Annotated in this window: 23 protein-coding genes; 20 read left to right on the top strand and 3 right to left on the bottom strand. The window is 67.8% G+C overall.

Features of this window, described 5'->3' with window-relative positions:
• Positions 1-4: 4 nt before the first annotated feature.
• Genes IB278_RS26925 through IB278_RS26915 form a run of 3 tightly spaced genes read left to right on the top strand, consistent with a single transcriptional unit; the run spans position 5 to position 3,185 of the window.
• Positions 5-1,810 (top strand): ArnT family glycosyltransferase, encoded by a 1,806-nt coding sequence (locus IB278_RS26925; RefSeq protein WP_145738628.1) that lies wholly within the window; start codon positions 5-7, stop codon positions 1,808-1,810.
• Positions 1,807-2,784, top strand: coding sequence for a glycosyltransferase family 2 protein (locus IB278_RS26920; RefSeq protein WP_145738626.1), 978 nt, complete (start codon positions 1,807-1,809; stop codon positions 2,782-2,784). The genes IB278_RS26925 and IB278_RS26920 overlap by 4 nt, the downstream gene beginning before the upstream one ends.
• On the top strand, positions 2,781-3,185 hold the full coding sequence (locus IB278_RS26915) for a GtrA family protein (protein ID WP_145738624.1): 405 nt from the start codon (positions 2,781-2,783) through the stop codon (positions 3,183-3,185). The genes IB278_RS26920 and IB278_RS26915 overlap by 4 nt, the downstream gene beginning before the upstream one ends.
• A gap of 12 nt (positions 3,186-3,197) precedes the next feature.
• Here the strand turns inward: IB278_RS26915 and IB278_RS26910 are convergent, their stop codons facing one another.
• Genes IB278_RS26910 through IB278_RS26900 form a run of 3 tightly spaced genes read right to left on the bottom strand, consistent with a single transcriptional unit; the run spans position 3,198 to position 5,904 of the window.
• Positions 3,198-4,397, bottom strand: coding sequence for an amidohydrolase family protein (locus IB278_RS26910; RefSeq protein ID WP_145738622.1), 1,200 nt, complete (start codon positions 4,395-4,397; stop codon positions 3,198-3,200).
• A complete protein-coding gene (locus IB278_RS26905; protein WP_192326712.1) occupies positions 4,343-5,113 on the bottom strand; it encodes a TetR family transcriptional regulator in 771 nt (256 codons plus the stop codon). Before IB278_RS26905 ends, IB278_RS26910 begins: the two co-directional genes overlap by 55 nt.
• Positions 5,114-5,130: 17 nt before the next feature.
• Entirely contained in the window at positions 5,131-5,904 is a 774-nt protein-coding gene (locus IB278_RS26900) for a ferredoxin--NADP reductase (protein ID WP_145738618.1), read from the bottom strand.
• Between the two features lie 324 nt (positions 5,905-6,228).
• Here IB278_RS26900 and IB278_RS26895 point away from each other — a divergent pair, with 324 nt between their 5' ends.
• From IB278_RS26895 to IB278_RS26815, 17 genes are all read left to right on the top strand, one after another.
• Positions 6,229-7,845 (top strand): 6-hydroxynicotinate reductase, encoded by a 1,617-nt coding sequence (locus IB278_RS26895; protein WP_192326711.1) that lies wholly within the window; start codon positions 6,229-6,231, stop codon positions 7,843-7,845.
• A gap of 167 nt (positions 7,846-8,012) precedes the next feature.
• Entirely contained in the window at positions 8,013-8,921 is a 909-nt protein-coding gene (locus tag IB278_RS26890) for a UPF0280 family protein (protein WP_192326710.1), read from the top strand.
• Positions 8,922-8,942: 21 nt separating this feature from the next.
• A complete protein-coding gene (locus tag IB278_RS26885) occupies positions 8,943-9,584 on the top strand; it encodes an amino acid synthesis family protein (RefSeq protein ID WP_145738612.1) in 642 nt (213 codons plus the stop codon).
• Between the two features lie 37 nt (positions 9,585-9,621).
• Entirely contained in the window at positions 9,622-10,206 is a 585-nt protein-coding gene (locus IB278_RS26880; RefSeq protein WP_192326708.1) for an amino acid synthesis family protein, read from the top strand.
• Between the two features lie 137 nt (positions 10,207-10,343).
• Entirely contained in the window at positions 10,344-11,549 is a 1,206-nt protein-coding gene (locus IB278_RS26875; protein ID WP_192326706.1) for an ABC transporter substrate-binding protein, read from the top strand.
• Between the two features lie 28 nt (positions 11,550-11,577).
• A complete protein-coding gene (locus IB278_RS26870; protein WP_145738606.1) occupies positions 11,578-13,503 on the top strand; it encodes an ABC transporter permease in 1,926 nt (641 codons plus the stop codon).
• A 130-nt stretch (positions 13,504-13,633) separates the two neighbouring features.
• The gene (locus tag IB278_RS26865; protein ID WP_192326704.1) at positions 13,634-14,437 is read left to right on the top strand and encodes an ABC transporter ATP-binding protein; all 804 of its coding nucleotides are present in this window, start codon (positions 13,634-13,636) and stop codon (positions 14,435-14,437) included.
• On the top strand, positions 14,434-15,168 hold the full coding sequence (locus IB278_RS26860; RefSeq protein ID WP_145738602.1) for an ABC transporter ATP-binding protein: 735 nt from the start codon (positions 14,434-14,436) through the stop codon (positions 15,166-15,168). Before IB278_RS26865 ends, IB278_RS26860 begins: the two co-directional genes overlap by 4 nt.
• A 51-nt stretch (positions 15,169-15,219) precedes the next feature.
• Positions 15,220-15,942 carry a bifunctional nicotinamidase/pyrazinamidase gene (gene pncA, locus IB278_RS26855; RefSeq protein ID WP_192326702.1) on the top strand — a complete coding sequence of 241 codons (723 nt, stop codon included), beginning with the start codon at positions 15,220-15,222 and terminating at the stop codon, positions 15,940-15,942.
• 61 nt (positions 15,943-16,003) lie between these two features.
• Entirely contained in the window at positions 16,004-17,164 is a 1,161-nt protein-coding gene (locus IB278_RS26850) for an ABC transporter substrate-binding protein (RefSeq protein ID WP_192326700.1), read from the top strand.
• Positions 17,142-17,645 carry a (2Fe-2S)-binding protein gene (locus tag IB278_RS26845; protein ID WP_145738596.1) on the top strand — a complete coding sequence of 168 codons (504 nt, stop codon included), beginning with the start codon at positions 17,142-17,144 and terminating at the stop codon, positions 17,643-17,645. Before IB278_RS26850 ends, IB278_RS26845 begins: the two co-directional genes overlap by 23 nt.
• Positions 17,642-21,394 carry a molybdopterin cofactor-binding domain-containing protein gene (locus IB278_RS26840; RefSeq protein WP_192326698.1) on the top strand — a complete coding sequence of 1,251 codons (3,753 nt, stop codon included), beginning with the start codon at positions 17,642-17,644 and terminating at the stop codon, positions 21,392-21,394. Before IB278_RS26845 ends, IB278_RS26840 begins: the two co-directional genes overlap by 4 nt.
• Before the next feature lie 87 nt (positions 21,395-21,481).
• The gene (locus tag IB278_RS26835) at positions 21,482-22,669 is read left to right on the top strand and encodes a fumarylacetoacetate hydrolase family protein (protein ID WP_145738593.1); all 1,188 of its coding nucleotides are present in this window, start codon (positions 21,482-21,484) and stop codon (positions 22,667-22,669) included.
• 132 nt (positions 22,670-22,801) lie between these two features.
• A complete protein-coding gene (tssA, locus tag IB278_RS26830; RefSeq protein WP_145738591.1) occupies positions 22,802-23,893 on the top strand; it encodes a type VI secretion system protein TssA in 1,092 nt (363 codons plus the stop codon).
• 80 nt (positions 23,894-23,973) lie between these two features.
• On the top strand, positions 23,974-24,546 hold the full coding sequence (tssB, locus tag IB278_RS26825; protein ID WP_145738589.1) for a type VI secretion system contractile sheath small subunit: 573 nt from the start codon (positions 23,974-23,976) through the stop codon (positions 24,544-24,546).
• Positions 24,547-24,564: 18 nt separating this feature from the next.
• Entirely contained in the window at positions 24,565-26,073 is a 1,509-nt protein-coding gene (gene tssC, locus IB278_RS26820) for a type VI secretion system contractile sheath large subunit (protein WP_012745359.1), read from the top strand.
• Positions 26,074-26,122: 49 nt separating this feature from the next.
• A partial coding sequence (locus tag IB278_RS26815; RefSeq protein WP_192326697.1) for a type VI secretion system tube protein Hcp occupies positions 26,123-26,248 on the top strand: 126 nt, incomplete at its 3' end.

The following is a 26,248-nucleotide window of genomic DNA, read 5'->3' as shown; positions in this document are numbered from 1 at the left end:
GCTGATATTTGCTGCCGCGCACTACGCGGCATTGGCGGTCTTTGTCCTTGGCTGCTGGGGTTTCGGGCGTGCGCTGCTGGCGCGCCTCGCGCCGCCGCCGCGCCGGGACGCCTGGCTCGAAGCGGCCATGGCGGCGGCCCTGGGCGTGGGTTTGTTCATCTGCGCCTTCCAGCTGCTGGCGATCTTCGGCGCGTTCAAGCCGGGCGCCACCGTGGCGCTGATCGCCGCCGGCGTGGTGGCGGCCGCGCTGCAGCTGCGGCCCTGGTGGCGCGAAGTGCGGGCGCTGCGCGCCCCTGCTCCGCCGTGGAGCCGCGCCGAAAGGATCGCCGCCATCGCGCTGGCGCTGGTGGCGCTGCCCGCGCTGGTCGCGCCGCTCGCGCCGCCCGCCGCCTTCGACGAGCTGATGTACCACCTGCCCTATGCGCGGCAGGTGGCGCAGCAGGGCTCGCTGGGCATCCACGAGTGGCTGCGCTACCCCTGGTTCCCCTACAACTACAACCTGCTGTATGCGGCCGCGCTGCAGCTGGGCGACGACGTGCTGCCGCACTTTCTCAATGCGCTGGCTGGCGCGCTTTCAGCGGTGATGGTCTACCGCCTCGGCATCCAGCACGCGAACCGGCTCACGGCCTGCATCGGCGCGGCCATCTGGATCGGCATCGGAGATTATTCGAACGCGCTGATCGACATGGGCGTGGCGCTCTTCGTGCTCGGTGCCTGCGTGGCGCTGTGGTGGTGGCGCGAATCGCAGCCGCTGCAGGGCGGCACGCGCTGGCTCGGGCTGGCGGCGTTCTGCCTTGGGGTGGCGGCGGGTTCGAAGTACCAGGCGCTCACCTTCCTGCCGCTGGTGGCGCTGTTCGTGGTGTGGCACGAGCGCCGGCCCAAGGCCTGGGCGCTGGCGCTGCTGTGCTTCCTGATTCCGTGCGTGTACTGGTACGCGCGCAACGCCATCATGACCGGCGATCCGTTCAACCCCATCGGTGCGCGCGTGTTCGGCTTCACCGACTGGATCCCGGCCGACTACGTGCAGCAGGTGGCCGACGTGCGCGACCATGCGGCACGGCCCAACGCGCTGATCTGGGCCGTGTTCCTGGCGCCGTTCAGCCTGCTGTGGAAGCGCTCGGCCGCGCTGCGCGCCGCGGGCTGGTTCTGCTTCTATTCCGTGGCCGTGTGGCTCTTGACCTCGCGCTATCCACGCTACCTCACGGCTTCGTTTCCGCTGCTCGCGCTGATGGCGGCCATCGGCTGGCAGGTGCTGTTCGGCGGGATGGCCGCAGGCCTGCGCCGTGCATTCGGAGGCCGGAGCGGGCAGGCGGAGGCCGCACCTGCGTCCACCGCTGCAGCACCCGCCGGTCGCCTGGGCCTTGCCGGCGACTGGATCGTCGTGCTGCTCCTGGCCGCGTTGGCCGCGGTGTCGCTGCGCCAGACGGCGGGCAAGGTGGCGATGATCTCGCCCACGCCCGAAACGCGCGAAGCCTTCCTGCGCCAGCATGTGCCGGGCTATGCCGCCATGGACTACCTGCGCCAGCATGCCGACGGGCGCGTCTACCAGATCGCGCTGAACGAGGCGATCTACTACGGCCCCAATCCGATCTGGGGCGATACGCTCGGCCCGTGGCGCTACCGCGATTTCCTGCTGCTGCTGCCCGGCGACATGGCGCGCAAGCTGGCCGCGATGGGATTCACGGCCATCGTCATGCCGACCTCGATGGTGCCCACGCTGGCCACCCGGCCCGGCTTCGACGCGCATTTCGCCCTGCTGTACGAAAAAGACGGCGGCCGGGTCTACCGCATTCTCTCGACCGCACCATGACCGACGACAACCCATCCGCCGCCGCCCGCGCCCCGATCCGCATCGCGGCGGTGATTCCCTGCTACAACGAGGCGCTGTCGATCGCGCAGGTGGTCGCGCAGTTCCGCGCGGCGCTGCCCGAGGCCGAGATCCATGTCTTCGACAACAACTCGACCGACGACACGGCCGCCATCGCACGCGCGAGCGGCGCCACGGTGACGCACGTGGCGGCGCCGGGCAAGGGCAACGTGGTGCGGCGCATGTTCGCCGACGTCGAGGCCGACGTGTACGTGACGGTCGACGGCGATGCCACCTACGATGTGGCCAGCGCGCCGCGGCTGGTGGATGCGCTGGTGGAGCGCAACCTCGACATGGTCGTGGGCTGCCGCGTCGACGATGGGCAGAACGCGCTCACCTACCGCGCCGGCCACCGCTTCGGCAACCGGCTGCTCACGGGCGCGGTGGCGCAGCTCTTCGGCGGCGGGCTGACCGACATGCTCTCGGGCTACCGCGTGTTCTCGCGCCGCTATGCCAAGTCGTTTCCCGCGCTTTCACAGGGCTTCGAGATCGAGACCGAGCTCACGGTGCATGCGCTCGAACTGCGCATGCCCCATGCGGAGTTCGACACCGCCTACAGCACGCGGCCCGAAGGCTCGCACAGCAAGCTCTCGACCTACCGCGACGGCTGGCGCATCCTGAAGACCATCTGCAAGCTGTTCATCAGCGAGCGGCCGCTGCAGTTCTTCTCGATCCTTGCGGCGGTGCTTGCGGCGGGCGCGATCGCACTGGCCATTCCGCTGCTGCTCACCTACCTGCACACCGGCCTGGTGCCCCGGCTCCCCACGGCGGTGCTGGCGACCGGCGCCATGCTGGCCGCCATGCTGTCGATGGTCTGCGGCGTCGTGATGCACGCCATCCGGCTCGCCCGCCGCGAGGCCAAGCGGCTGCGCTACCTCGCGATTCCCGGCGTCGGGCAGTTCCGCCGCACGCCATGAAGGCGGGCCGCGAGTTCCTGGCGTTCGCCATCGTCGGGGCGGCGGGATTCGTGGTCGACGTGGCCGTGCTGTACCTTGCGGCGCCGCTGCTGGGCTGGTACGGCGCGCGGGTGCTGTCGTTTCTTGCGGCGGCAACGGCCACTTGGGCATTGAACCGGCGCTACACCTTCGCGGCGCGGCGCTCCTCGGGCGCGGCGACGCCGATCGTGCGCGAATACCTCGGCTATCTGGCCACCATGCTGGGCGGGGCGGTCGTCAACTACGGCGCGTATGTGCTGGTGCTGCACTGGGCTTCGGGCCCCTGGGCTCCCGCGGCCGGCGTGGCGCTGGGCAGCTGCGCAGGGCTGGCCGTGAACTTCCTGTCCGCGCGCTACCTGGTGTTCAGGACGCCTCGCCGCTGAGCCAAGGGCGCCTCAGTGCGCCGCCGACACCACCACGGGGATTTCGGTCGCGGGCGGCGTGTTGCGGCTGCGGCCGCAGCGCACGATGCCGTCGATCATCACCATGCCCACGCCCGGAATGTCGCCGAGCTGCACGCTCTCGAGCAGGCCTGGTGCGGGCGAATGCTGCGCGCGGTCCATGAAGACGAAGTCGGCGTCGCGGCCCACCTCGACCAGCCCGCAGTTGAGCTTGCGGATCTTCGCGGTGTTGCCGGTGGCAAAGCAGAACACCAGCTCGGCCGGGATGTTTGCAATGGACGACAGCATGGCCACCATGCGCAGGATGCCCAGCGGCTGCACGCCGGAGCCCGCGGGCCCGTCGGTGCCGAGGATCACGCGGTGCGGGCACTTGAGCTCGAGCGCGGCCTTGGCCGCGGCGATGGCCACCTTCTCGTTGCCGTTGTGCACGATCTCGATCGCGCGCGAGCTCTTCTCGCACAGCTCGCACACATGCGCCTCGGGCAGCGAGGTGTGGCCGCCGTTGATGTGGCCGATGATGTCGGCGTCGGCCTCCAGCACCACGTCCTTGTCGATCAGGCCCGAGCCCGGGATCGACGGGCCGCCCGTGTGGATCGTGCTCTGGATGCCGTACTTGCGCGCCCAGGCCACCATCTCCTTGGCCTCGTAGCCGGCCTTCACCGAGCCCAGGCCCACTTCGCCCAGCAGGCCCACGCCGGCGTCGGCGAGTTCCTTGAAGTCGCTCTCGACCATGCCCTTCTCGATCACCGGCGCGCCGGCCAGCACCTTCACGCCGCCGGGGCGGAAGTTGTCGAACGCGCGCTGCGCGGTGATGGCCAGCGCCTTCAGGCCCACGATGTCCTTGGGCCGGCCGGGCAGGTGCACCTCGCCGGCCGAGATCATGGTGGTGACGCCGCCGTGCATGGTCGAGTCGATCCAGCCGATCTGGCCCTGGCGCGGCGTCCAGTCGCCGAACACCGGGTGCACGTGGCTGTCGATCAGGCCGGGCGCGACGCAGGTCTTCTTCGCGTCGATGACGGTCTGCGCACCTTCGAGGTCGCAGTCCTTTTCCTTGCCGACTGCCACGATCAGGCCGTCGTTCACCACGATGGTGTCCGCGTCCAGGATGGGCTTGTCGATGTCGCCCGAGAGCAGCAGCCCTATGTTCTTGATGACGACCTTGCCCGACTTTGCGCCGGCTGCGATTTCTGCCATTTCGTGGTGTCCTCGTCGTGGGGTGGGGAGTTGTTCTCTTGTTCCTGGATGTCGTCCGCGCGCACGGTGCGCAGCACGGTCTCGATCACGAAGTCTTCCCAGTGCGTGATCGCCTCGGGCGACTCCAGCGGCTCGCCCAGGAAGGCCGTGAGCGTGTGCCGGTTCGAGGTGTAGAAGTAGCCGGTGGACGCGATCAGCAGATAGATGTCGCGCGCGTTCAGGTCGCGGCGGAACAGGCCCTGCGCCGCGCCGCTCGCCAGGATCTCGGCAATGATCGCCACCGCCCGCGACGAGTATTCGCGCGCCCTGAGCGACTTCGAGATGTGCCGGCCCTTGTGCAGGTTCTCGGTGTTCAGCAGCGTCACGAACTCGGGGTTCTTGCGGTAGTAGCCGAGCACGAAGCGGATGACCTCGGTGAGCGCCTCCACCGGCCGCGAGGCATCGAGCGCGATGGCGGCTTCGGCGTCGTCCATGCGCTTGTAGATGCCTTCGAGCACCGCGATGAAGAGGCCTTCCTTGCTGCCGAAGTAGTAGTAGATCATCCGGTCGTACGACTTGGCGGCCTTGGAGATCTTCTCCACGCTGCCGCCGTCGTAGCCGTATTTGGCGAACACCTTGGTCGCCGACTTCAGGATGCTGTCGCGCGTGGCCTGTGCCGCGGCCTCGCGCACGCCGGTGCGGCGCTGGGGCTTGGCGGCGGTGCGGCTGTCGGCCATCGTGCGCGCGGCTCGGCCTACTTTTCGGCGAAGGCGCGTTCGACCACGAAGTCGCCGGGCGTCGAGGTGTTGCCTTCCTTGAAGCCGCGCTTCTCCAGGATGTGCTTCAGGTCCACCAGCAGGCCCGGGCTGCCGCACAGCATCACGCGGTCTTCCACCGGGTTGAGCGGGGGCAGGCCGAGGTCGTCGGTGAGCTTGTTGGTCTCGATCAGGTCGGTGATGCGGCCCTGGTTGCGGAATTCCTCGCGCGTGACCGTCGGGTAGTAGAGCAGCTGCTTCTCGACCATCTCGCCCAGGAACTCGTGCTTGGGCAGGTGGTCGGTCACGAGGTCGTGGTAGGCCAGTTCGTCGACCTGGCGCACGCCATGCACCAGGATGACCTGCTCGAACTTCTCGTAGGTGTCCGGGTCGCGGATGATGCTCATGAACGGTGCGAGGCCCGTGCCCGTGCCGAACAGGTACAGGCGCTTGCCGGGCAGTGTGTAGTCGATCAGCAGCGTGCCGGTGGGCTTGCGGCCCACGATGATGGTGTCGCCGACCTGGATGTGCTGCAGCTTGGAGGTGAGCGGGCCTTCTTCCACCTTGATGCTCAGGAACTCGAGATGCTCCTCGTAGTTCGGGCTCACGATGCTGTAGGCGCGCAGCAGCGGCTTGTTGTTGACCTTCAGGCCGATCATCGTGAAATGGCCGTTGGAGAAGCGCAGCGCCGGGTCGCGCGTGGTGGTGAAGGTGAACAGGCGGTCGGTCCAGTGGTGGACGCTCAGGACGCGTTCTTCGCTGAAAGCACTCATACGGAACTCAAGAGTTGGTTGGAACAGTGGAAGGTGGCTGAGCCGGAACGCACGCTTGTGGGGCGTGCAGCCGCCGGCCGGCTGCGAACCCTCCATTGTCGTTGGTCGGAAAAACCCCGATGAACACCGCGAGAAAACACCATTGCAAGCATCGGGCCTGTTTGCTACATTGACCTCGAATGTAGTGAACGCAACATGAAAGTGTAGGGAATGCTACACAAATGGAAGGCGGCGCACAAGCGGGCAGGCGGCACGTTTGTTGCAACCCTCCGCTGACCGAGTTTCCCCGTGCCCGACCCGCATCACGCCCACGAGATCGCCCCGATGACAGAACACACCAAGACAGATGGCCTTCCCGGCATGGACATGCCGGTGGTGGCCGAAGCCGGCAGCGGCGCCTTCGGCAAGGCGCCCCCGCGCAACGAGAAGATGAGCAGCGCCAAGGTCGAATGCAACGCCTGCCCGGTGCTGTGCCAGATCTCCGACGGCCGCACCGGCGCCTGCGACCGCTATGCGAACAGGCAGGGCGTGCTGGTGCGCGTCGACCCGGTGCTGCTGCTGCGCCGCGAGATCGCGAGCGAGGCCCCGGTGCTGGTGCCCTTCGACCGCCCGGCTGCAGAGAAGCCCGAGGGCGGCGCGCCCGACTGGAGCGGCGACCTGCTGCACGCTGACGAAGTCTTCGTGACCGGCGTGGGCTCGTCCACCACCTATCCCGACTACAAGCCCGCTCCCTTCATCGTGGCCTCCAAAGCCCAGGGCGTCGACATGGTCACCGTCGTCACCGAAGGCATCTTCAGCTACTGCAGCTTCAAGGTGAAGATCGACACCGACCGCTTCCTCGGCTCCGAGCAGGCCAACGTGCGCTACAAGGGCGAGGTGGTCGGCCACGTGACCACGGCCGAGTACGGCTCGCAGATGCTGTCGCTGGGCGGCGTGCACCATCTCACCGGCGGCAGCAAGAAGGAAGGCCGCATGACGGCCGAGCTGATGCAGCTGCTGGGCAACAAGAAGGCCGTCGAATGCACCATCGACGGCGGTTCCACGCTCGTCATCCAGGCCGGAAAAGCACCCATCGTCAACGGCGTGGAGGAGCAGCGCATGCGCGTGGGCTGCGGCTCGGCGGCCGTGGGCATCTTCGCACGCCAGTTCGCGGGCGTGGCCGACGAGGTGGTGGTGGTCGACGACCACATCACCGGCGTGCTCACAGAGCACCAGGCGGGGCGCTGTCTCGACATGGCGCCTTCGGGCATCCAGATGCTGGGGCGCAAGTCCACGCCGGGGCGCTACTTCCAGGTGGCGAATCCGGGCAACGGCTGGGGTGGCACCGACATCGCCGATCCGCTCTCGATCATCGAGGGCTGGGAAGAGGGCGTGGCGCGGCCGGGCCTGCGCCTGTTGATGACATCGACCACCGGCGAGCATGCGCAGTGGTACGTGCTCGACGAGGCGCTGAAGCCTGTCGAACAGCCAATGCCCGCCGAGGTGCGCCGCATCGTCGAGCGCATCGGCGAGAACTGCGAACCTTCGCTGTGCACCGTGCTGTTCCTCGGTGGTGCGGGCGGGTCCTTGCGCGCCGGCGTCACCGAAAACCCGGTGCTGCTCACGCGGGCCATCAAGCGCGCGCTGGTCAACGTCACCTGCGGCGGCGCGCCGGCCTATGTGTGGCCCGGCGGCGGCATCACCGTGATGGCGGACGTCATGCGCATGCCCGACAACAGCTTTGGCACCGTGCCCACGCCGGCCATCGTGGCGCCCATCGAGTTCAGCATGCGGCGTGACGACTACCAGGCGCTCGGCGGCCACATGGAACACATCTTCTCGCTCGAGCAGGCGCTTTCGCGCGGCGCGTGGCAGGAAGACGGCGCACCGCTGGCGCGGCAGTGGGTCGTGATGGACGATGCCAATCCGTGGCCGCTTGGCCACCCACCCATGCTGGGTTGAGCGATGGCCATCTTTTCGTGTGCCGTGGCTGTTGCCCCTTCCCCCACCGGGGGAAGGCCGGGATGGGGGCGGGCAGAGCGCCCGACGATTGCACCGCGTGCCCCCACCCCGACCCTCCCTCGGAAGGGGAGGGAGAAACAAGGCGCCGTCCCCGCGCTCTTGCTGCCATGACCGCCCAACGTACCGCGCTCGACGCGAACCGCTGGCACTTCAACCACGGTCCGATCGACATCGTGGCCGAGGCGCATGGCGACCCCTACGCCGTCGCAGCCGCGCACGACGCGGCCTGGGCGCGCTTCGGCCATGTGCTGGACGAACTGGTGCGCGAGCTGCCGCTGCTGCGCGCGCCCGTGGCCGGCGGCGTGCGCCCGCGCGGCGTGGTCGGCGCGCGCATGTGGGATGCCTGCGCGGCGTTCTCGCCGATGTTCATCACGCCGATGGCGGCGGTGGCCGGATCGGTGGCGCAGGAGCTGATCGCGTTCTACGAGCGCACCGGCATCGAGCGCGCCTGGATCAACAACGGCGGCGACATCGCGCTGCACCTGGCGCCGGGCCATTCGGCGCGCGTGGGCGTCTATGCCGATCTCGCGCGCTTCGACTGGCGCGAGCGCGATACCGGCCTTCTCACCACCGACGGCCAGTTCGAGATCAGGGCCGAGCAGCCGGTGCGCGGCGTGGCCACCAGCGGCTGGCGCGGGCGCAGCTTCTCGCTGGGCATTGCCGACAGCGTGACGGTCCTGGCCGCCACCGCAGCGCAGGCCGATGCCGCCGCCACCGTGATTGCCAATGCCGTCGACGTGGACGATGCGGCCATCGGACGGCGCCCCGCCAGCGAATGCAAGGACGATAGCGACCTGGGCGACACCCTGGTCACGGTCGATGTGCCGCCACTGGCGCCCTCGCAAGTGAAAAGCGCGCTCGACACCGGCGCCGTATGCGCGAAGGTGCTGCAAAAAGGGGGGCTCGTCTGGGCCGCTCTGCTCGTTTGCCAGGGGCAGTGGCGACTTGTCGAACCCTTATGCTCGAAGTCGCTGCCCAGTGCACCGTCCGATGCAGTTGGTTCAGTATTTGCTTAACGAAAAGCAAGGTTCCTTTCCATGATCGATATACGCCGCGTCTTCACCCATGTCGAGCACATCCACCACGAGTTCGGACCGCGCGCCGCAACGCCGCTGGTGCGCGGTGCCATCGGCGCGGTGCTGACCAATCCCTTCGCAGGCCGCTACGAGCCCGACATCCTGCCCATGATGGCGCTGCTCGACCCGGTGGGTGTCGACATGGCGCACAAGCTGCACGCCGCCATGGACGTGCCGCTCGAACAGATCGCCACCTATGGCAAGGGCGCCATCGTCGGCGCCGCCGGCGAGCTCGAACACGGCGCGCTCTGGCATGTGCCCGGCGGCTATGCGATGCGCGAGCTGCTCGGCTGGAAGGGCGACCGCGCGGCCTACACCGCGGGCAAGGCCGAAGAGAAAACCGGCCAGCCAGGCAATGCGCTGTCCATCGTGCCCTCGACCAAGAAGGTCGGCCCGCCCGGCGCCGCGCTCGACGTGCCGCTCACCAACATCAACGCCAGCTACGTGCGCGGCCAGTTCGACGCCATCGAGGTGCGTGTGCCCGGCGCACCGGCAGCCGACGAGATCGTCTTCATCCTTGCAATGAGCACCGGCTACCGCGTGCATGCGCGCGTGGGCGGCCTGCTCGCGAAAGACATCAGCAAATGGGACGGCTTGCGCTGACCTGATGAACCAGAGACACGAAGAAGGAACACAACACATGACCGCCAACATCCGCAAGCTCGTCATCCAGGTCGACGAAACCCGCAAGGAAATGGGCCAGGACATCGTGCCCCCCACGCGCCGCGCCGTCGCCATCGCGGTGATCGAGAACCCCTACGCGGGCCGCTTCAGCGAGAACCTCGACGAGCTGATCGCCATCGGCGAAGAGCTGGGCGCGCTGCTCGGCCAGAAGGCGGTGAAGGCGCTCGGCATCGAGCCGGGCCAGGCGCAGAGCTACGGCAAGGCCGCGATCGTCGGCGAGAACGGCGAGCTCGAGCATGCCGCCGCCATCCTGCATCCCAAGCTCGGCGCGCCGCTGCGCGCGGCGGTTGAAAAGGGCGCCGCGCTCGTGCCTTCGGCCAAGAAGCGCGGCACGCTGGGCACCGCCATCGACGTGCCCCTCGGCCACAAGGATGCGGCCTTCGTGCGCAGCCACTTCGACGCCGTCGAGGCCCGCGTGTCCGACGCGCCGCGCGCCAACGAGATCGTGGTGGCCGTGGCCGTCACCGACAGCGGCCGTCCGCTGCCGCGCATCGGCGGGCTGCAGGCCAGCGAAATCAAGGGTGAAGACGGGCTGAGATGAGTACACCCCCAGTCTTCGCGCACTTCGTGTCGCGCGCGCCTTCCCCCTCGCCCGGGCAACACCAGCGGTCCGGCAAAGCCGGTTCCGCGGTGTTTCCCGCAAAGACCTCGTTTCTCGTCCCTTCAAGGAGTTTCCTCATGAACCCATTGCGTCACGTCTTCAGCGCCGCGGCCGTTGCCACGCTGGCCACCGCCCTCGTTCCTGCCCATGCCCAGGGCGTGATCAAGATCGGGGAGGTCAACAGCTACAAGGCCCAGCCCGCCTTCCTCGAGCCCTACAAGAAGGGCATGGAGCTGGCCGTGGAAGAGATCAACGCCAAGGGCGGCGTCAACGGCCGCAAGGTGGAGCTCATCACGCGCGACGACAACGCCAACCCCGGCGATGCGGTGCGCGTGGCCGAGGAGCTGGTGGCGCGCGAGAAGATCGACGTGCTCACCGGCACCTTCCTGTCGAACACCGGCCTGGCCGTGGCCGACTTCGCCAAGCAGAAGAAGATCTTCTTCCTGGCCGGCGAACCGCTGACCGACAAGATGACCTGGCAGGGCGGCAACGAATACACCTTCCGCCTGCGCCCCGGCACCTACATGCAGGCCGCGATGCTGGTGCCCGAAGCGGCCAAGCTCAAGAAGAAGCGCTGGGCCGTCGTCTACCCCAACTACGAATACGGCCAGTCGGCCGTGGCCGCGTTCAAGACGCTGCTGAAGGCGGCGCAGCCCGACGTCGAGTTCGTCGCCGAACAGGCGCCGCCGCTCGGCAAGGTCGATGCGGGTGCCGTGGTGCAGGCGCTGGCCGATGCCAAGCCCGATGCGGTCTTCAACGTGCTGTTCGGCGCCGACCTTTCCAAGTTCGTGCGCGAAGGCAACACCCGCGGCCTCTTCAAGGATCGCACGGTGGTGAGCGTTCTGACCGGCGAGCCCGAGTACCTCGACCCGCTCAAGGACGAAACGCCCAACGGCTGGATCGTGACCGGCTATCCCTGGTACGGCATCCAGACGCCCGAGCACAAGGCCTTCTTCCTCGCCTACCACGCCAAGTACAAGGACTACCCGCGCCTCGGTTCGGTGGTGGGCTACAGCATGATCAAGTCGGTGGCGGCCGGTATCGACAAGGCCAGGAGCACCGAGACGCCGAAGCTCGTCGCCGCCTTCAAGGGCCTGCAGGTCGACACGCCGTTCGGCAAGATCAGCTACCGCGCCGAAGACCACCAGTCGACCATGGGCGCCTTCGTCGGCAAGACGAAGAACGAGAACGGCAAGGGCGTGATGGTCGACTACACCTACTTCGACGGCGCCAAGTTCCAGCCGAGCGCCGCCGACGTCAAGAAGTCCCGCGCTGCCGACTGACCTTTTTCTTCCCGGAACGCTTGCACCCATGAGCCTCTCGTCCCTGCTGCTTCAGTTCCTCACCGGGCTGTCGTCGGCTTCGTCGCTGTTCCTCGTGGGGGCCGGCCTTTCGTTGATCTTCGGCGTCACGCGCATCGTCAACTTTGCGCATGGCTCCTTCTTCATGGTGGGCATCTACCTTGCCTACACACTGGTCGAGAAGCTCGGCACGCTCGGCTTCTGGCCGGCCGTGCTGATCGCCGCCCTCGCGGTGGGCGTGATCGGTGCGCTGATCGAGATGGTGCTGCTGCGCCGCATCTACAAGTCGCCCGAGCTGTTCCAGCTGCTGGCCACTTTTGCACTGGTGCTCGTCATCAAGGATGCGGTGCTCTATTTCTGGGGGCCGGACGAATTGCTCGGCCCGCGCGCGCCGGGCCTGTCGGGCTCGGTCGACATCCTGGGCCGCCAGTTTCCGACCTACGACCTGTTCCTGATCGTCGTCGGTCCGGTGGTGCTCGGCCTCATGTGGCTGCTGCTCACGCGCACCCGCTGGGGCACGCTGGTGCGCGCCGCCACGCAAGACCGCGAGATGGTCAGCGCACTGGGCGTGAACCAGGCCTGGCTGTTCACGGCCGTGTTCGCACTGGGCGCCACGCTCGCGGCGCTGGGCGGTGCGCTGCAGCTGCCGCGCGAGCCGGCCACGCTCGCGATGGACCTCAACACCATCGGCGCGGCCTTCGTGGTGGTGGTGGTGGGCGGCATGGGCTCGATTCCTGGCGCGTACGTGGCAGCGCTGCTGCTGTCCGAAATCAAGGCGGTCTGCATCTGGCTTGGCGTGGTCGAGATCTTCGGCTACAGCGTGTCGTTCTCCAAGCTCACGCTGGTGGTCGACTTCATCGTGATGGCCATCGTGCTGGTGTGGCGTCCCTGGGGCCTGCTCGGCCGCCCGCAGGCGCCCAGCCGCTACGTGGGCATGCAGGAAGAGCCGCTGCGGCGCGCGAGCAAGGGCTACCTGTGGCTCGTCGCCGCGCTCGGGCTCGCGCTCATGGCGATGCCGCTGCTGACTGCCGATTCGCCCTACACCACGGTGCTGATGATCGACCTGCTGATCGCGGCGCTGTTCGCGGCCAGCCTGCACTTCATCATGGGCCCGGCTGGCATGCATTCGTTCGGCCACGCGGCCTACTTCGGGCTGGGGGCCTACGGTGCCGCACTGCTGGTTCGCGCAAGCGGCATGCCGATGGAGCTCGCGCTCGTCGTCGCACCGCTGGTGGCCGCCATCGGGGCTTTTGTCTACGGCTGGTTCGCGGTGCGGCTCTCGGGCGTGTACCTGGCGATGCTCACGCTGGCCTTTGCACAGATCACCTGGGCCGTGGTCTACCAGTGGGATTCGTTCACCGGCGGCAGCAACGGGCTCACCGGTGTGTGGCCTTCGGAGTGGCTGTCGGACAAGCGCACTTATTACTGGCTCACGCTGGTGTTGGTTGCCGCGGGCATCCTGATGCTGCGCCGCGTGCTGTTCTCGCCGTTCGGCTATGCCTTGCGCGCGGGCCGCGATTCGGTGCTGCGGGCCGATGCGATCGGCATCGACGTCAAGCGCATGCAATGGACGGCCTTTGTCATCGCTGGAGCGGCGGCTGGATTGGCCGGAGCGCTCTATGCTTTTTCGAAGGGCAGCATTTCGCCTGAAAGCCTGAGCGTCGACAAGTCGGTCGATGGGCTGGTGATGGTGCTGCTTGGCGGTATCCAGACGCTGGCGGGGCCGGTGGTGGGGGCTGTGACTTTCAGCTGGCTGCATGACACGGTGGCGCGCAATACCGACTATTGGCGGGCGACGCTGGGGGCGATCATCCTGCTGTTGGTGTTGCTGTTTCCGCAGGGGATTGCGGGGTTTGCGAAGCAGTTGAGCGATCGCTTGCTGCGCGGGCGCCGGCGTCCGGAAGTGGATGTTGCTTTGAAGGAGAAGCGGACGTGAGGGGCGGTTGTCTTTCGTCGTTCAGGGGTCTTCTTGGTTCCCGAGACCCGGCCCCGGGAAGCAACCGCCCCGCAGCAACAAAAAAGCCCTCACCCCAACCCTCTCCCACAGAGAGAGGGAGTAAAGCCAAATGACCCTCCTCAAAGTAGACAACCTGGGCAAGTCCTTCGGCGGCGTCAAAGCCGTCGACGGCATCAGCTTCGAGCTGAAGGCCGGCGAGCTGCTGGCCCTCATCGGCCCGAACGGCGCCGGCAAGTCCACCACCTTCAACATGGTGAACGGCCAGCTCGGGGCCGACCAGGGTTCGATCGTGTTCGACGGCCACGAACTCGTGGGCCAGAAGCCGCGCGAGATCTGGCGCAAGGGCGTGGGCCGCACCTTCCAGATCGCCGAAACCTTTGCGTCGCTCACCGTCGCCGAGAACGTGCAGATGGCCATGCTCTCGCACGACGGCAAGCTGTTCTCGATGTGGCGCCGCGCGGCGGACCACAAGCGCGACGAGGCGCTGGCGCTGCTCGACCAGGTCGGCATGAAGGCACAGGCCGACCGGCCCTGCAGCGAGCTCGCCTATGGCGACGTCAAGCGCGTCGAGCTCGCGATCGCGATGGCCAATGCGCCCAAGCTGCTGCTGATGGACGAGCCCACCGCCGGCATGGCGCCGAAGGAGCGCAACTCGCTCATGGCGCTGACCAAGGAACTGGTGGTCCAGCGCGGCCTGGCCGTGCTGTTCACCGAGCACAGCATGGACGTGGTGTTCGCCTACGCCGACCGCATGATCGTGCTGGCCCGCGGCCGCCTGATCGCGCAGGGCAAGCCGCTCGAGATCCGCGACCATCCGAAGGTGCAGGAGGTGTACTTCGGCAGCGGCAAGACCTTCGAGAAGATTGCAGAGAAAGCCGCCGAAGTGAACGCGGCAGTGGGAGCCATCGGATGAGCACGCACGAAACACTGTTGAAGGCGAATTCGCTGTGCGCCTGGTATGGCGCCGCGCAAATCCTCTACGACGTCGACCTCGAAGTGCGCCGCGGTGAGGTCGTCGCGCTCATGGGCCGCAACGGCGCGGGCAAGTCGACCACGCTCAAGACGCTGATCGGCATGCTGGCCAAGCGCAAGGGCAGCGTCAGCTTCCTCGGCCACGACATCTCGAAGAGCGAACCTCATCACGCAGCGAAGCTCGGCCTCGGCTTCGTGCCCGAAGACCGCCGCGTGTTCACCGATCTCACGGTGATGGAGAACCTCGAAGTCGGCAAGCAGTCGTCACGCCGCTGGGCCGATGGCAGCGAGGCGCCGCTGTGGACGCCCGAACGGCTGTTCAAGCTCTTCCCCAACCTGGGCGAAATGCCCGACCGCCCGGGCGGCCGCATGAGCGGCGGCGAGCAGCAGATGCTCACCGTGGCGCGCACGCTCATGGGCAACCCCTACCTGGTGCTGCTCGACGAGCCCTCCGAAGGCGTGGCGCCGGTCATCGTCGAGCAGATGGCCAACATGATCCTGGAACTCAAGGCGCAGGGCGTGAGCATCCTGCTGTCGGAGCAGAACATGCACTTCGCCGAGCTGGTGTCCGACCGCGCCTACGTGCTCGAGAAGGGCCAGATCCGCTACCACGCCACCATGGCAGAGCTCGCGGCCAACGAAGAGGTGCGCCGCGCCTACCTGAGCGTCTAGCCGCACCTGCGCGGCTGCTTTTTCTTCTCATCAACCACCGGAGCACACGCCATGCACGACTCGCACCGCAGATCCCTTCTGAAGTCCACGGCCGCACTGGGCCTGCTGGGCGCGGCCGGGACGCTGTTCGCGGCCCCGAAGCTCAAGCCGAACGACAAGTCCGCGCTGATCGTGATCGATGTGCAGAACTGCTTCGTCGACGGCGGCACACTGCCCGTCAAGGGCGGCGCCGAGGTGGTGCCGGTGATCAACAAGCTGGCCGATTCGTTCGAGAACATCGTGGTCACGCAGGACTGGCACACGCAGGGCCATGCGTCGTTCGCGAGCGCGCATCCGGGGCAGAAGCCGTTCAGCAGCATCAAGCTCTCGTACGGCAACCAGGTGCTCTGGCCCGACCACTGCGTGCAGGGCACCGACGACGCGGCGCTGCACAAGGACCTGAAGCTGCCGACCGCGCAGATCATCATCCGAAAGGGCTTCCACAAGGGCGTCGACAGCTACTCCGCCTTCGAGGAGGCCGACCGCAAGACCGCCACCGGCCTGGGCGGCTATCTCAAGCAGCGCGGCATCAAGACGGTCTATGTGGCCGGGCTGGCCACCGATTTCTGCGTGGCCTGGACCGCGCTCGATGCGCGCAAGGCCGGCTTCGAGGTCTACGTGATCGAGGACGCCACGCGCGCCATCGACCTCAACGGCTCGCTCGCCGCGGCATGGAAGCAGATGGCGGCCAAGGGCGTCAAGCGCATCCAGTCCGCCGACATCCAGACGGCCTGAGCAGACCCGCGCCGCATTCACATCCGCCCGGCAACAGCGACAACAACGAGCTCGACAACGCATGACGATTCCGATTTCAAGGCGCGCCCTGGTGGCGGGCGGCGCAGCCCTGGCACTGGGCCCGGGCCTTCTGCGTTCGGCGCGCGCCGACAACGGCGTGACCGACGGCCTCATCCGCATCGGCCAGTCGGCCGTGTTCAGCGGCCCGGCCAAGGACTTCGGCATCGACTACCGCGCGGGCATCAGGCTGTACTTCGACCGCATCAACAAGTCGGGCGGCGTCAACGGCCGCAAGCTCGAGCTCGTCAGCTACGACGATGCCTACGACCCCGCGAAGACGGCCGCCAACACCGCGAAGCTGATCGACGAGGACAAGGTGTTCGCGCTCGCAGGCTTCGTCGCCACCGGCAACCTCGCGGCCGCGATGCCGCTGGCCGAGAAGGCCGGCGTGCCCATGTTCGCGCCGCTGGTGGGCACCACCTCGTTCCGCACCAGGGTCAACCGCCTGCTGTTCCACGTGCGCGCGGGCTACGACCTCGAGCTGCGCAAGATCATCAGCCATCTCTCGACCCTCAGCCTCTCGTCGATTGCGGTGGTCTACCAGGACAGCGCCTTCGGCAAGTCGAACCTCGCCACCTGCGAGCAGCTGGCTGCCGACTACAAGGTGCAGGTCGTGAAGACGCTGCCGCTCGCGATTGCCGCGGAAGACGCCAAACAGGTCGTCGCCAGCCTGGCCGATGCCAAGCCCGGCGCGGTATTGATGATCATGGCCGGACGCATGGTCGAGGTGTTCATGCGCGACTACCGCGCGAACGGCGGGGCGGCGCCGCTCTATACGCTGTCGGTCGGCATCACCGACGCGGCCGGTTCCGCCAAGCGGCTCGAAGGCAAGCTCGCGGGGCTGGTCACGGCCAGCATCGTGCCGCCGCCGCAGGCCGTGCGCGTGCCCATCGTGGCCGACTACCAGCGCGACCGTGCCGAGTTCGGCGAGAAGATCGACAGCTACACCACGCTCGAAGGCTATATCGCATCGCGCGTGATGGTCGAAGGCCTGCGCCGCGCGGGCAAGGCGCTCACGCGCGACAGCTTCATCGCCGGGCTCGAAGGCATCGGCAGCGCGCGCTTCGGCGATTTCCCGGTCGAGTACGGCGCGAAGAACCACAACGGCTCGACCTTCGTGGACCTGGAGATGTACACCCGTGACGGCCAGTTGCGGCGCTGAGCCGCTGCTGCACCTGCAGGTCAACGGCAGGGCCTGTTCGATCGAAGGCGTGCCGCGCGCGGCCACGCTGCTGCACCTGCTGCGCAACGACCTCGGCCTGAACGGGCCCAAGTACGGCTGCGGACTGGGGCAGTGCGGCGCCTGCACGGTGCACGTCGACGGCGTGGCGGCGCGTGCCTGCGTGATTCCCGCGCATGGCGTGGCGGGCCGCGCGATCACCACGCTCGAAGGCCTCGGCACGCGTGGGCGCTGGCATCCCGTGCAGGCCGCCTTCGAAGACGCGCAGGCCGCGCAGTGCGGCTACTGCCTGAACGGCATGGTGATGCAGGCCGCAGCGCTGCTTGCGCGCGACCCGCAGGCAAGCGAGGCGCGCATCCGCAGCGAACTCTCGGGCAACCTGTGCCGGTGCGGTACGCACATTGAAATACTGGACGCGGTGCAGCGCGCGGCGGTGCGCATGCGCGCGGAGCAAGAGCCATGACGCGCCGCGCCGATCTGCCGCGGACCCGCGCGGAGTTTCTCTCGGCCGACGGCGTGCTGCTGGTCGTGCGCGAGACGCCGCCAGCGCCGGCGCCCGCCAACGGGCAGCCCGCGGCCGTGGCGGGCAACCCGCTCGAAGGCGACGAGATCCTGCTCGCCGTCTGGGACGACGGCAGCGCCTCGGCGCTCAACGGCCACGTCGACCTCGGCACCGGCATCCAGACCGCGCTCGCGCAGATCGTGGCCGAGGAACTCGAACTCGGCATGCCCTGCGTGCGCATGATGCTCGGCGACACCGCGCGCGCGCCCAACCAGGGCGCGACGATCGCGAGCGCCTCGATCCAGATCCATGCGCAACCGTTGCGCCTGGCCGCCGCGCAGGCGCGCGCGTGGCTGCTTGCGCGCGCGGCCGAGCGGCTCGGCGTGGCTGCCGGCGCACTGCAGGTGCGCAATGGGGTGGTGCGGGTGGCCGAGGCGCCGGACCGCCGCATCCACTACGCCGAGCTGGTCGCGGGGCAACGCACTGTGCTGCGGCTCGATCCGGGCGCGCAGCCCAAGGACCCGGCCGACTACCGCATCGTCGGCACGCGCCAGGCCCGCGTGGACATTCCTGCCAAGCTCGCGGGCGACCTCGTGTTCGTGCACGACATGCGCGTGCCCGGCATGCTGCACGGCCGCGTGGTGCGCCCGCCGTATGCGGGTGCGGACCATGGCGAGTTCATCGGCAACACGCTCGAGTCGGTGGACGAATCGTCGATCGCGCACATCCCCGGCGTTCGCGCGGTGGTCGTGATCCGCGACTTCGTCGGCATCGTGGCCGAGCGCGAGGAGCACGCCGAGCAGGCGCTGCGCGAATTGCGCGTCACGTGGAAGCCCTGGCCCGGCATGCCCGACCTGTCCGACCTCGCGCAGGCCCTGCGCGACAACCCGTCGACGCAGCGCCTGCTGGTCGATGAAGGCGATGTCGACGGCGCCATCGCCGCGGCCGCGCAGCCGATGCATCGCACCTACGTGTGGCCGTACCAGATGCACGCGTCCATCGGGCCGTCGTGTGCGCTGGCAGAGTGGCAGCCGGCCGATGGCAGCGGGATGCGGCTGCGTTGCTGGGCCGGCTCGCAGAATCCGCATGTGCTGCGCGCCGATCTCGCAAAGCTCATGGGCCTGGACGACGTGCAGGTCGACGTCATCCGCATGGAAGCTGCGGGCTGCTACGGCCGCAACGGCGCCGACGACGTGGCGGCCGATGCGGCACTGCTCGCGCGCGCCGTGGGCGCGCCGGTGCGCGTGCAGCTCACGCGCGAGCAGGAGCATGCCTGGGAGCCCAAGGGCGCCGCGCAGCTCATGGAAGTGGATGGCGGGCTCATGGCCGATGGTCGCATCGCCGCCTACGACTACGAAACTTCGTACCCCTCCAACGGCGCGCCCACGCTCGCGCTGCTGCTCACGCGCACCATCGAGCCGGTGGCGCAGGCCTTCGAGATGGGCGACCGCACGGCGCGTCCGCCCTACAGCGTCGACAACCTGCGCGTGAAGGTCAACGACATGGCGCCGATCGTGCGCGCTTCCTGGCTGCGCGGCGTGTCGGCGCTGCCGAGCTCCTTTGCGCACGAGTCGTACATCGACGAGCTGGCCACCGCGGCCGGCGTCGATCCGGTGCAGTTCCGCCTGCGCCACCTGAACGATCCGCGCGCGGTCGAACTGGTGCAGGCCACCGCGCAGAAGGCCGGCTGGCGCATGCGCACCGGGCCGCAGGAAAACGCCGACGGCGGGCTGGGTATGGGCGGCGACGTTCTCTTCGGCCAGGGCTTTGCCTACGCGCGCTACATCCACAGCAAGTGGCCGGGCTTCGGCGCCGCATGGGCCGCATGGGTGGCGGACGTCGAGGTCAACCGCAAGACCGGCGAGGTGCATGTGCGCCGCGTGGTGGTGGGACACGACGCGGGGCTGCTGGTCAACCCCGCGGGCGTCGAGCACCAGGTGCACGGCAACGTGATCCAGACCACGAGCCGCGCGCTCAGAGAAGAGGTGCAGTTCGCGCCGCAGCAGGGCACGGCAACGACCGGTGCGCAGTTGCCCGGCGTGCTGCCCTCGGGCGTGGTCGCGAGCCGCGAGTGGGGCAGCTACCCGATCATCAATTTCCGCGACGTGCCGGTGATCGAGATCATGCACATGCCGCGGCCCGGCGAACCGTCGCTCGGCGCGGGCGAGTCGTCGTCGGTGCCGGGCACGGCGGCGATCGCGAATGCGATCTTCGATGCGACGGGCGTGCGCTTCCGCGAGCCGCCGTTCACGCCGGAGAAGGTGCTGGCCGCGTTGAATCCGGGGTTGCTCCCTCCCCTTTCGGGGGAGGGCGGGGGTGGGGGCGAGCGGCGTTCGAATGGTGACGCTGCCATGCCCCCATCCCAACCTTCCCCCGGAAGGGGAAGGAGCAACACGGCCTGGCCTCGGCGCAAAGGCCTCTGGGCCACCGCCTCTGCCCTCGCCATCGGCGGCATCGGCCTCATCGCCGGCCTGCTCGGCTGGCGCTCCGCCATTGCCCCGGTTTCGCTCACTGCCCCGGTGTACAGCGAGGCCACCATCGAGCGCGGCCGCGTGCTTGCCGCGCTCGGCGACTGCGCCGTGTGCCATACCGCACCGGGCGGCGCGCCCAACGCCGGCGGCCGCGCGATGCAGACGCCCTTCGGCACGCTCTACACCACCAACCTCACGCCCGATGCCGACACGGGCCTGGGCCGCTGGTCGTTCAGCGCCTTCCAGCGCGCGATGCGCGAGGGCGTCTCGCGCGACGGCCACCACCTGTATCCGGCGTTTCCATACACCGCCTTCGCCAGGACCAGCGACGACGACCTGCAGGCGCTCTACGCCTACTTCATGTCGATGCCCGCGGTGCGCGCCGAGACGCCGAAGGCCGAACTGAAGTTTCCATTCAGCATGCGGCCGCTGATGGCCGGATGGAACGCACTTTTCCACGACCCCGCGCCCCTGCAGCCCGTCGCCACGCAAAGCGCCGAGTGGAACCGCGGCGCCTACCTCGTCAACGGCCTGGGCCATTGCGGCGCCTGCCATACGCCGCGCAACGCGCTAGGCGCGGAGCAGGGCGGCAGCGCGTTCCTCTCGGGCGCGATGGTCGATGGCTGGGAGGCGCCGGCGCTCACGCAGCGCTCCAAATCCGCCGTGCCCTGGGATGCCGACGAGCTCTACCGCTACCTGCGCCAGGGCCACACGCAGCGCCATGGCATCGCGGGCGGCCCGATGGCCGAGGTGGTGCGCGAACTTGCGCAGGTGTCCGATGCCGACGTGCGCGCCATGGCCACCTATCTCGCCTCGTTCAATCCGGCGTCCGCGGCCGAGCCGCAGGCCGTGGCGCAGCAGGTGGTCGACAACGCGGCACGCACGCAGGATCGGCTGCTCGGTCCCGCGCAGCGCATGTTCGACAGCGCCTGCGCGTCGTGCCACCACGACGGCGACGGCCCCACGCTGCTCGGCGTGAACACGCCGCTCGCGCTCAACGGCAATCTCACGAGCGCGCGGCCCGACAACCTGCTGCGCACCATCCTCGATGGCGTGCGCGAGCCCGCGAGCCGCGACATCGGCTTCATGCCGGCCTTCCGCGACGCGCTCGACGACCGGCAGATCGCCGAACTCGCGGGCTACATGCGCGCGCGCTTCGCACCGCAGGAGCCGGCGTGGAAGAACCTGTCGGCCGAAGTGGCACGCGTGCGCGCCGCGCGCGGCCACGGCGCCGAGTAAGCCGCCTTCCGCTTGCGCAGCGGCAGGGAACACATTCATTCAGAATGTCCGCTCCAAGAACCCAACCCAAGTGCCTCCGGAGACAACATGCCCCTGAATCTTTCCACCGCCGCCAGCCTTCCCCGCGATGCAGAGCGCGCCACGCTCGTCGGGCGCATCTGGCAGCCCGGCGTGGGCCCCGTACTCGTGGCGGTGCACGAGGGCGGGCTGCACGATCTCTCGCGGCTCGCGCCCACGATGAGCGACCTGCTCGAGGCGAAGGAGCCGCCCGCCGACGCGGTGCGGCGCGCACTGCGCAGCGGCCAGGCTCCGCGCGTCGCCTCGCTGGCCGAGGCCATCGCCAACAGCGACGCCACCGCGCGCGACGAAGCCAAGCCCTGGCTGCTCGCACCCTGCGACCTGCAGGCCATCAAGGCCAGCGGCGTGACCTTCGTCGAAAGCCTGCTCGAGCGCGTGATCGAAGAGCAGGCGCGCGGCGATGCCTCGCGCGCCGAGGCCACGCGCGCGGCACTCAGCGGCGTGCTCGGCGACAACCTCGCGGGCATCGTGCCGGGCTCGGCCGAGGCCGCGAAGGTCAAGGAGGTGCTGATCTCGCAGGGCGCATGGTCGCAGTACCTCGAGGTCGGCATCGGGCCCGACGCGGAGATCTTCACCAAGGCGCCGGTCCTCTCGGCCGTGGGCATGGGCGCCGACGTGGGCATCCATGCCGCATCCGTGTGGAACAACCCCGAGCCCGAGGTCGTGCTCGCGGTCAACAGCCGCGGCGAGACGCTGGGCGCCGCGCTCGGCAACGACGTCAACCTGCGCGACTTCGAAGGCCGCAGCGCGCTGCTGCTCGGCAAGGCCAAGGACAACAACGCCTCCTGTGCGATCGGTCCTTTCATCCGCCTGTTCGATGCGCACTTCGGCATCGACGACGTGCGCCGCATCACGGTGGCGCTCGAAGTGAAAGGCCCCGAAGGCTTCACGCTCGAAGGCTCGAGCTCGCTCGCGAAGATCAGCCGCGATCCGCTCGACCTCGTCTCGCAGGCGGTCGGCGCGCACCACGACTATCCCGACGGCTTCATGTTGTTCCTGGGCACCATGTTTGCGCCGACACAAGACCGTCATGGTCCTGGGCAAGGATTCACCCATGTCGTCGGCGATCGCGTGAGCATTGCCGCGCCGGAACTCGGCGCCCTCGTGAACCGCGTGGTCCATTCGGACCAGGCACCACGGTGGACTTTCGGGTTAAGTGCGCTGATGCGGAATCTGGCTGCGCGCGGATTGCTGTAAACGTTCTTTCTACGCTTTAAAAGGAGTTGTACTCCTTTGTGATTCATAGCCGGCACGTAGCAAACTGTTGCTGTTGACCGCGTCTCGCGTTCCCCTCAAGATAACCGGTCTTGAAAATGGATAACACGGGAGATGGGGTTGCCACCGAGCGAGATCGAACTACTGCAGTCGCCTGTTGAAGGCCCGCTTCCTTGCGGTGAAGACCTCGAATACGACCCCGAGTTCATGGCGTTGCAGCAAGCTGCAACGGGAAAGCGGGAGCAGCAGTTCGGCTCGACCATCATTCCGGCCGAGCCGCCCGACTGGGCCCGTGTCGAGCGCATCGCCAAGCAGCTGTGCCAGCGCACGCTCGACGTGCGCGTGCTGGTCCTGTTGACGCTGGCATGGACCGAGAGCCGGGGACTGCCGGGCTACGTCGATGGCTTGCGCGTGGTGGACGGCATCCTGCAAAAGTTCTGGAACGACGTGCATCCGCGCGTCGTCGATGGTGATTTCGAAGACCCGCTGCCGCGCATGAATGCGCTGGCTGCATTGGCCGAAGCCGAGGGACTCGGACGCAGCGTGCGCGATGCGCGGCTGCTCGAGGATGCCGGCGCGTCGATGAGCCTGCGGCAGGTCGAGGCCCTGCTCGACTCGAGCAAGGCCGACCAGATCGATTACCCGGGCGGCATCGGCCGGCTGCGGGAGGTGGCGCGCCGCGCGCAGGAGAAGGCGGCGCCCGCGGTGATGGCATTGCATGCAGCACTGGAGCTGCTGCGGCGCATCCGGGAGACTTCGGAGCGGGCCCTGGGACAGAGCTGGGCGCCCGATTTTTCCCGGCTCGAACGCTCGCTTCGCACCGTGGTCCAGCTGCTGCCCGAGCAGGCCCAGCCGGAACCGGCCGAAGCGTCGCAGGCGGCCGTGCAAGGCAATGGATCGGCGCAGGCCGCACCTTCGGCGCAGGGCGCTGCGGCCACGGGCAATGGCGCCTCCGGCGCGCGTGCGGCAAGCATTAAAGATATTGAAATATCGACTCGTGATGATGTGCAGGTCTTGTTGGAAAAGGCGTGCCAGTACATGGAACGCACCGAGCCCAGCCATCCGGCCCCCATGCTCATCCGCAGAGCGCAAAGGCTGCTGGACCTCAACTTTTTCCAGATCATCGAAGAACTCGTTCCCGAGGGCCTGCAGAAGATCGAAAGCCTGGCCGGCCGTTCGCTGAGCGGCGGGGCCGCAGCGGAATGAGCGGCCGGCGCAATCACCGGGAAACAGGCCGCCGGGGCTCGACCCATACGAATACGCATTGAGATTCAAGAGGAAGCTTTATGGCAGACAACCGTGTCAGAAACAGTGGTCAGAAGTTCATCGCGCGCAACCGGGCACCCCGCGTGCAGATCGAGTACGACGTCGAGATCTACGGCAGCGAGCGCAAGATCCAGCTGCCCTTCGTGATGGGCGTGATCGCCGATCTCGCAGGCAAGCAGGTCGACCCGATGCCCGACCTCGCCGAGCGCGACTTCATGGCGGTGGACATCGACAACTTCGACGACCGCATGAAGGCCATCAAGCCGCGCGTGGCCTTCCAGGTGCCCAACACCCTCACGGGCGAAGGACAGATGAACGTCGACATCACCTTCGACAGCATGGACGACTTCTCGCCCGCGCGCATCGCCCGCCAGGTGGGCGCGCTGCAGCATCTGCTCGAAGCGCGCACCGAGCTTTCCAACCTGCTGTCCTACATGGACGGCAAGAACGGTGCCGAGCAGCTGATCGCCCAGGCGCTGCAGAACCCGGAGCTGCTCAAGTCGCTCGCATCCGCACCCAATCCCGCCGTTGCCAAGGCGATCGAGGCCGCGAACGAAAAGTCGGGCAACCCCGGCACCACACCTTCCGAGTAAGCCGACAGGATCTCCATCATGAGCACCGCACCCAAACAGACAGCGCGCGGACAGGCCGCCACCATCGAAGCGCTCGAGCCGAACGAGTTCTCCGACCTTCTGCAGCGCGAATTCAAGCCCAAGACCGACCAGGCGCGCGAGGCGGTGCAAAGCGCCGTCAAGACGCTGGCGGTGCAGGCGCTTGAGAGCACCGTCACCATCTCGAACGATGCCTACCGCACCGTGCAGGCGATCATCACCGAGATCGACCGCAAGCTCTCCGAGCAGATCAACCAGATCCTGCACCACGAAGACTTCCAGCAGCTCGAAGGCGCATGGCGCGGCCTGCACTACCTGGTCAACAACACCGAGACCGACGAGCAGCTCAAGATCCGCGTGATGTGCGCCTCCAAGCGCGAAGTGGCGCGCTCGCTCAAGCGCCACAAGGGCATCGGCTGGGACCAGAGCCCGCTGTTCAAGAAGATCTACGAGGCCGAGTACGGCCAGTTCGGCGGCGAGCCCTTCGGCGCGCTGATCGGCGACTTCCATTTCGACCACAGCCCGCCCGACGTCGAGATGCTCGGCGAAATGGCCAAGATCGCCGCAGCCGCGCACTGCCCCTTCATTGCCGGCGCATCGCCCACCGTGATGCAGATGGACTCGTGGCAGGAACTGTCGAACCCGCGCGACCTCACCAAGATCTTCCAGAACACCGAGCACACCGCCTGGCGGTCGCTGCGCGAGTCGGAAGACGCGCGCTACATCGGCCTGGCCATGCCGCGCTTCCTGGCGCGCCTGCCCTACGGCGCGCGCACCAACCCGGTCGACGAGTTCGAGTTCGAGGAAGAAACCGACTCGGCGCTGCACAACCGCTACACCTGGGCCAACTCGGCCTATGCGATGGGCGTGAACATCAACCGCTCGTTCAAGCAGTTCGGCTGGTGCACGTCGATCCGCGGCGTGGAATCGGGCGGCGCGGTCGAGAACCTGCCCACCCACACCTTCCCGACGGACGACGGCGGCGTGGACATGAAGTGCCCGACCGAGATCGCCATCAGCGACCGGCGCGAGGCCGAACTCGCCAAGAACGGCTTCATGCCGCTGGTGCACCGCAAGAACTCCGACTTCGCGGCCTTCATCGGTGCGCAGTCGCTGCAGCAGCCGGCCGAGTACTACGACGCCGATGCCACGGCCAATGCCAACCTGGCGGCGCGCCTGCCGTACCTGTTCGCATGCTGCCGCTTCGCGCACTACCTGAAGTGCATCGTGCGCGACAAGATCGGTTCATTCCGCGAGCGCGAGGACATGGAGCGCTGGCTCAACGACTGGATCATGAACTACGTGGACGGCAGCCCGGGCACGTCGTCCCAGGATACGAAGGCAATGAAGCCGCTGGCGGCGGCCGAAGTCCAGGTGGAAGCCATCGAGGACAACCCGGGCTACTACGCCGCCAAGTTTTTTCTCCGGCCGCACTATCAGCTCGAAGGGCTGACGGTGTCATTGCGGCTGGTTTCGAAGCTGCCATCCAACAAGAAGGACAGCAGCTAGTTCAACGGTGTCCCGCAATCGGGCATATATATAACTCTGGGGGTTAATCATGGCAGTAGACATGTTCATGCGCGTCGAGGGCGCGAACGGCGAATCCAAGGACTCGAACCACAAGGACTGGACGGATATCAAGTCGTTCGCATGGGGAGCAACGCAGCCTGGCAACATGGTCAGC

It is taken from the genome of Variovorax sp. VRV01, assembly GCF_014852545.1.
In the GTDB taxonomy this organism is placed as follows: domain Bacteria; phylum Pseudomonadota; class Gammaproteobacteria; order Burkholderiales; family Burkholderiaceae_C; genus Variovorax; species Variovorax beijingensis_A.
This window is presented reverse-complemented; position numbering and strand designations above follow the sequence as displayed.

What these genes read in the sequence shown, in the direction of transcription:
- tssA (WP_145738591.1), top strand. Translation starts at nt 22,802, where the DNA reads ATGGGGTTGCCACCGAGCGAGATCGAACTACTGCAGTCGCCTGTTGAA.
- IB278_RS26905 (WP_192326712.1), bottom strand. Translation starts at nt 5,113, where the DNA reads ATGGCCGACAGCCGCACCGCCGCCAAGCCCCAGCGCCGCACCGGCGTG.
- IB278_RS26870 (WP_145738606.1), top strand. Translation starts at nt 11,578, where the DNA reads ATGAGCCTCTCGTCCCTGCTGCTTCAGTTCCTCACCGGGCTGTCGTCG.
- IB278_RS26865 (WP_192326704.1), top strand. Translation starts at nt 13,634, where the DNA reads ATGACCCTCCTCAAAGTAGACAACCTGGGCAAGTCCTTCGGCGGCGTC.
- IB278_RS26895 (WP_192326711.1), top strand. Translation starts at nt 6,229, where the DNA reads ATGACAGAACACACCAAGACAGATGGCCTTCCCGGCATGGACATGCCG.
- pncA (WP_192326702.1), top strand. Translation starts at nt 15,220, where the DNA reads ATGCACGACTCGCACCGCAGATCCCTTCTGAAGTCCACGGCCGCACTG.
- IB278_RS26875 (WP_192326706.1), top strand. Translation starts at nt 10,344, where the DNA reads ATGAACCCATTGCGTCACGTCTTCAGCGCCGCGGCCGTTGCCACGCTG.
- IB278_RS26880 (WP_192326708.1), top strand. Translation starts at nt 9,622, where the DNA reads ATGACCGCCAACATCCGCAAGCTCGTCATCCAGGTCGACGAAACCCGC.
- IB278_RS26900 (WP_145738618.1), bottom strand. Translation starts at nt 5,904, where the DNA reads ATGAGTGCTTTCAGCGAAGAACGCGTCCTGAGCGTCCACCACTGGACC.
- IB278_RS26850 (WP_192326700.1), top strand. Translation starts at nt 16,004, where the DNA reads ATGACGATTCCGATTTCAAGGCGCGCCCTGGTGGCGGGCGGCGCAGCC.
- IB278_RS26915 (WP_145738624.1), top strand. Translation starts at nt 2,781, where the DNA reads ATGAAGGCGGGCCGCGAGTTCCTGGCGTTCGCCATCGTCGGGGCGGCG.
- IB278_RS26920 (WP_145738626.1), top strand. Translation starts at nt 1,807, where the DNA reads ATGACCGACGACAACCCATCCGCCGCCGCCCGCGCCCCGATCCGCATC.
- IB278_RS26860 (WP_145738602.1), top strand. Translation starts at nt 14,434, where the DNA reads ATGAGCACGCACGAAACACTGTTGAAGGCGAATTCGCTGTGCGCCTGG.
- tssB (WP_145738589.1), top strand. Translation starts at nt 23,974, where the DNA reads ATGGCAGACAACCGTGTCAGAAACAGTGGTCAGAAGTTCATCGCGCGC.
- IB278_RS26840 (WP_192326698.1), top strand. Translation starts at nt 17,642, where the DNA reads ATGACGCGCCGCGCCGATCTGCCGCGGACCCGCGCGGAGTTTCTCTCG.
- IB278_RS26890 (WP_192326710.1), top strand. Translation starts at nt 8,013, where the DNA reads ATGACCGCCCAACGTACCGCGCTCGACGCGAACCGCTGGCACTTCAAC.
- IB278_RS26885 (WP_145738612.1), top strand. Translation starts at nt 8,943, where the DNA reads ATGATCGATATACGCCGCGTCTTCACCCATGTCGAGCACATCCACCAC.
- IB278_RS26835 (WP_145738593.1), top strand. Translation starts at nt 21,482, where the DNA reads ATGCCCCTGAATCTTTCCACCGCCGCCAGCCTTCCCCGCGATGCAGAG.
- tssC (WP_012745359.1), top strand. Translation starts at nt 24,565, where the DNA reads ATGAGCACCGCACCCAAACAGACAGCGCGCGGACAGGCCGCCACCATC.
- IB278_RS26910 (WP_145738622.1), bottom strand. Translation starts at nt 4,397, where the DNA reads ATGGCAGAAATCGCAGCCGGCGCAAAGTCGGGCAAGGTCGTCATCAAG.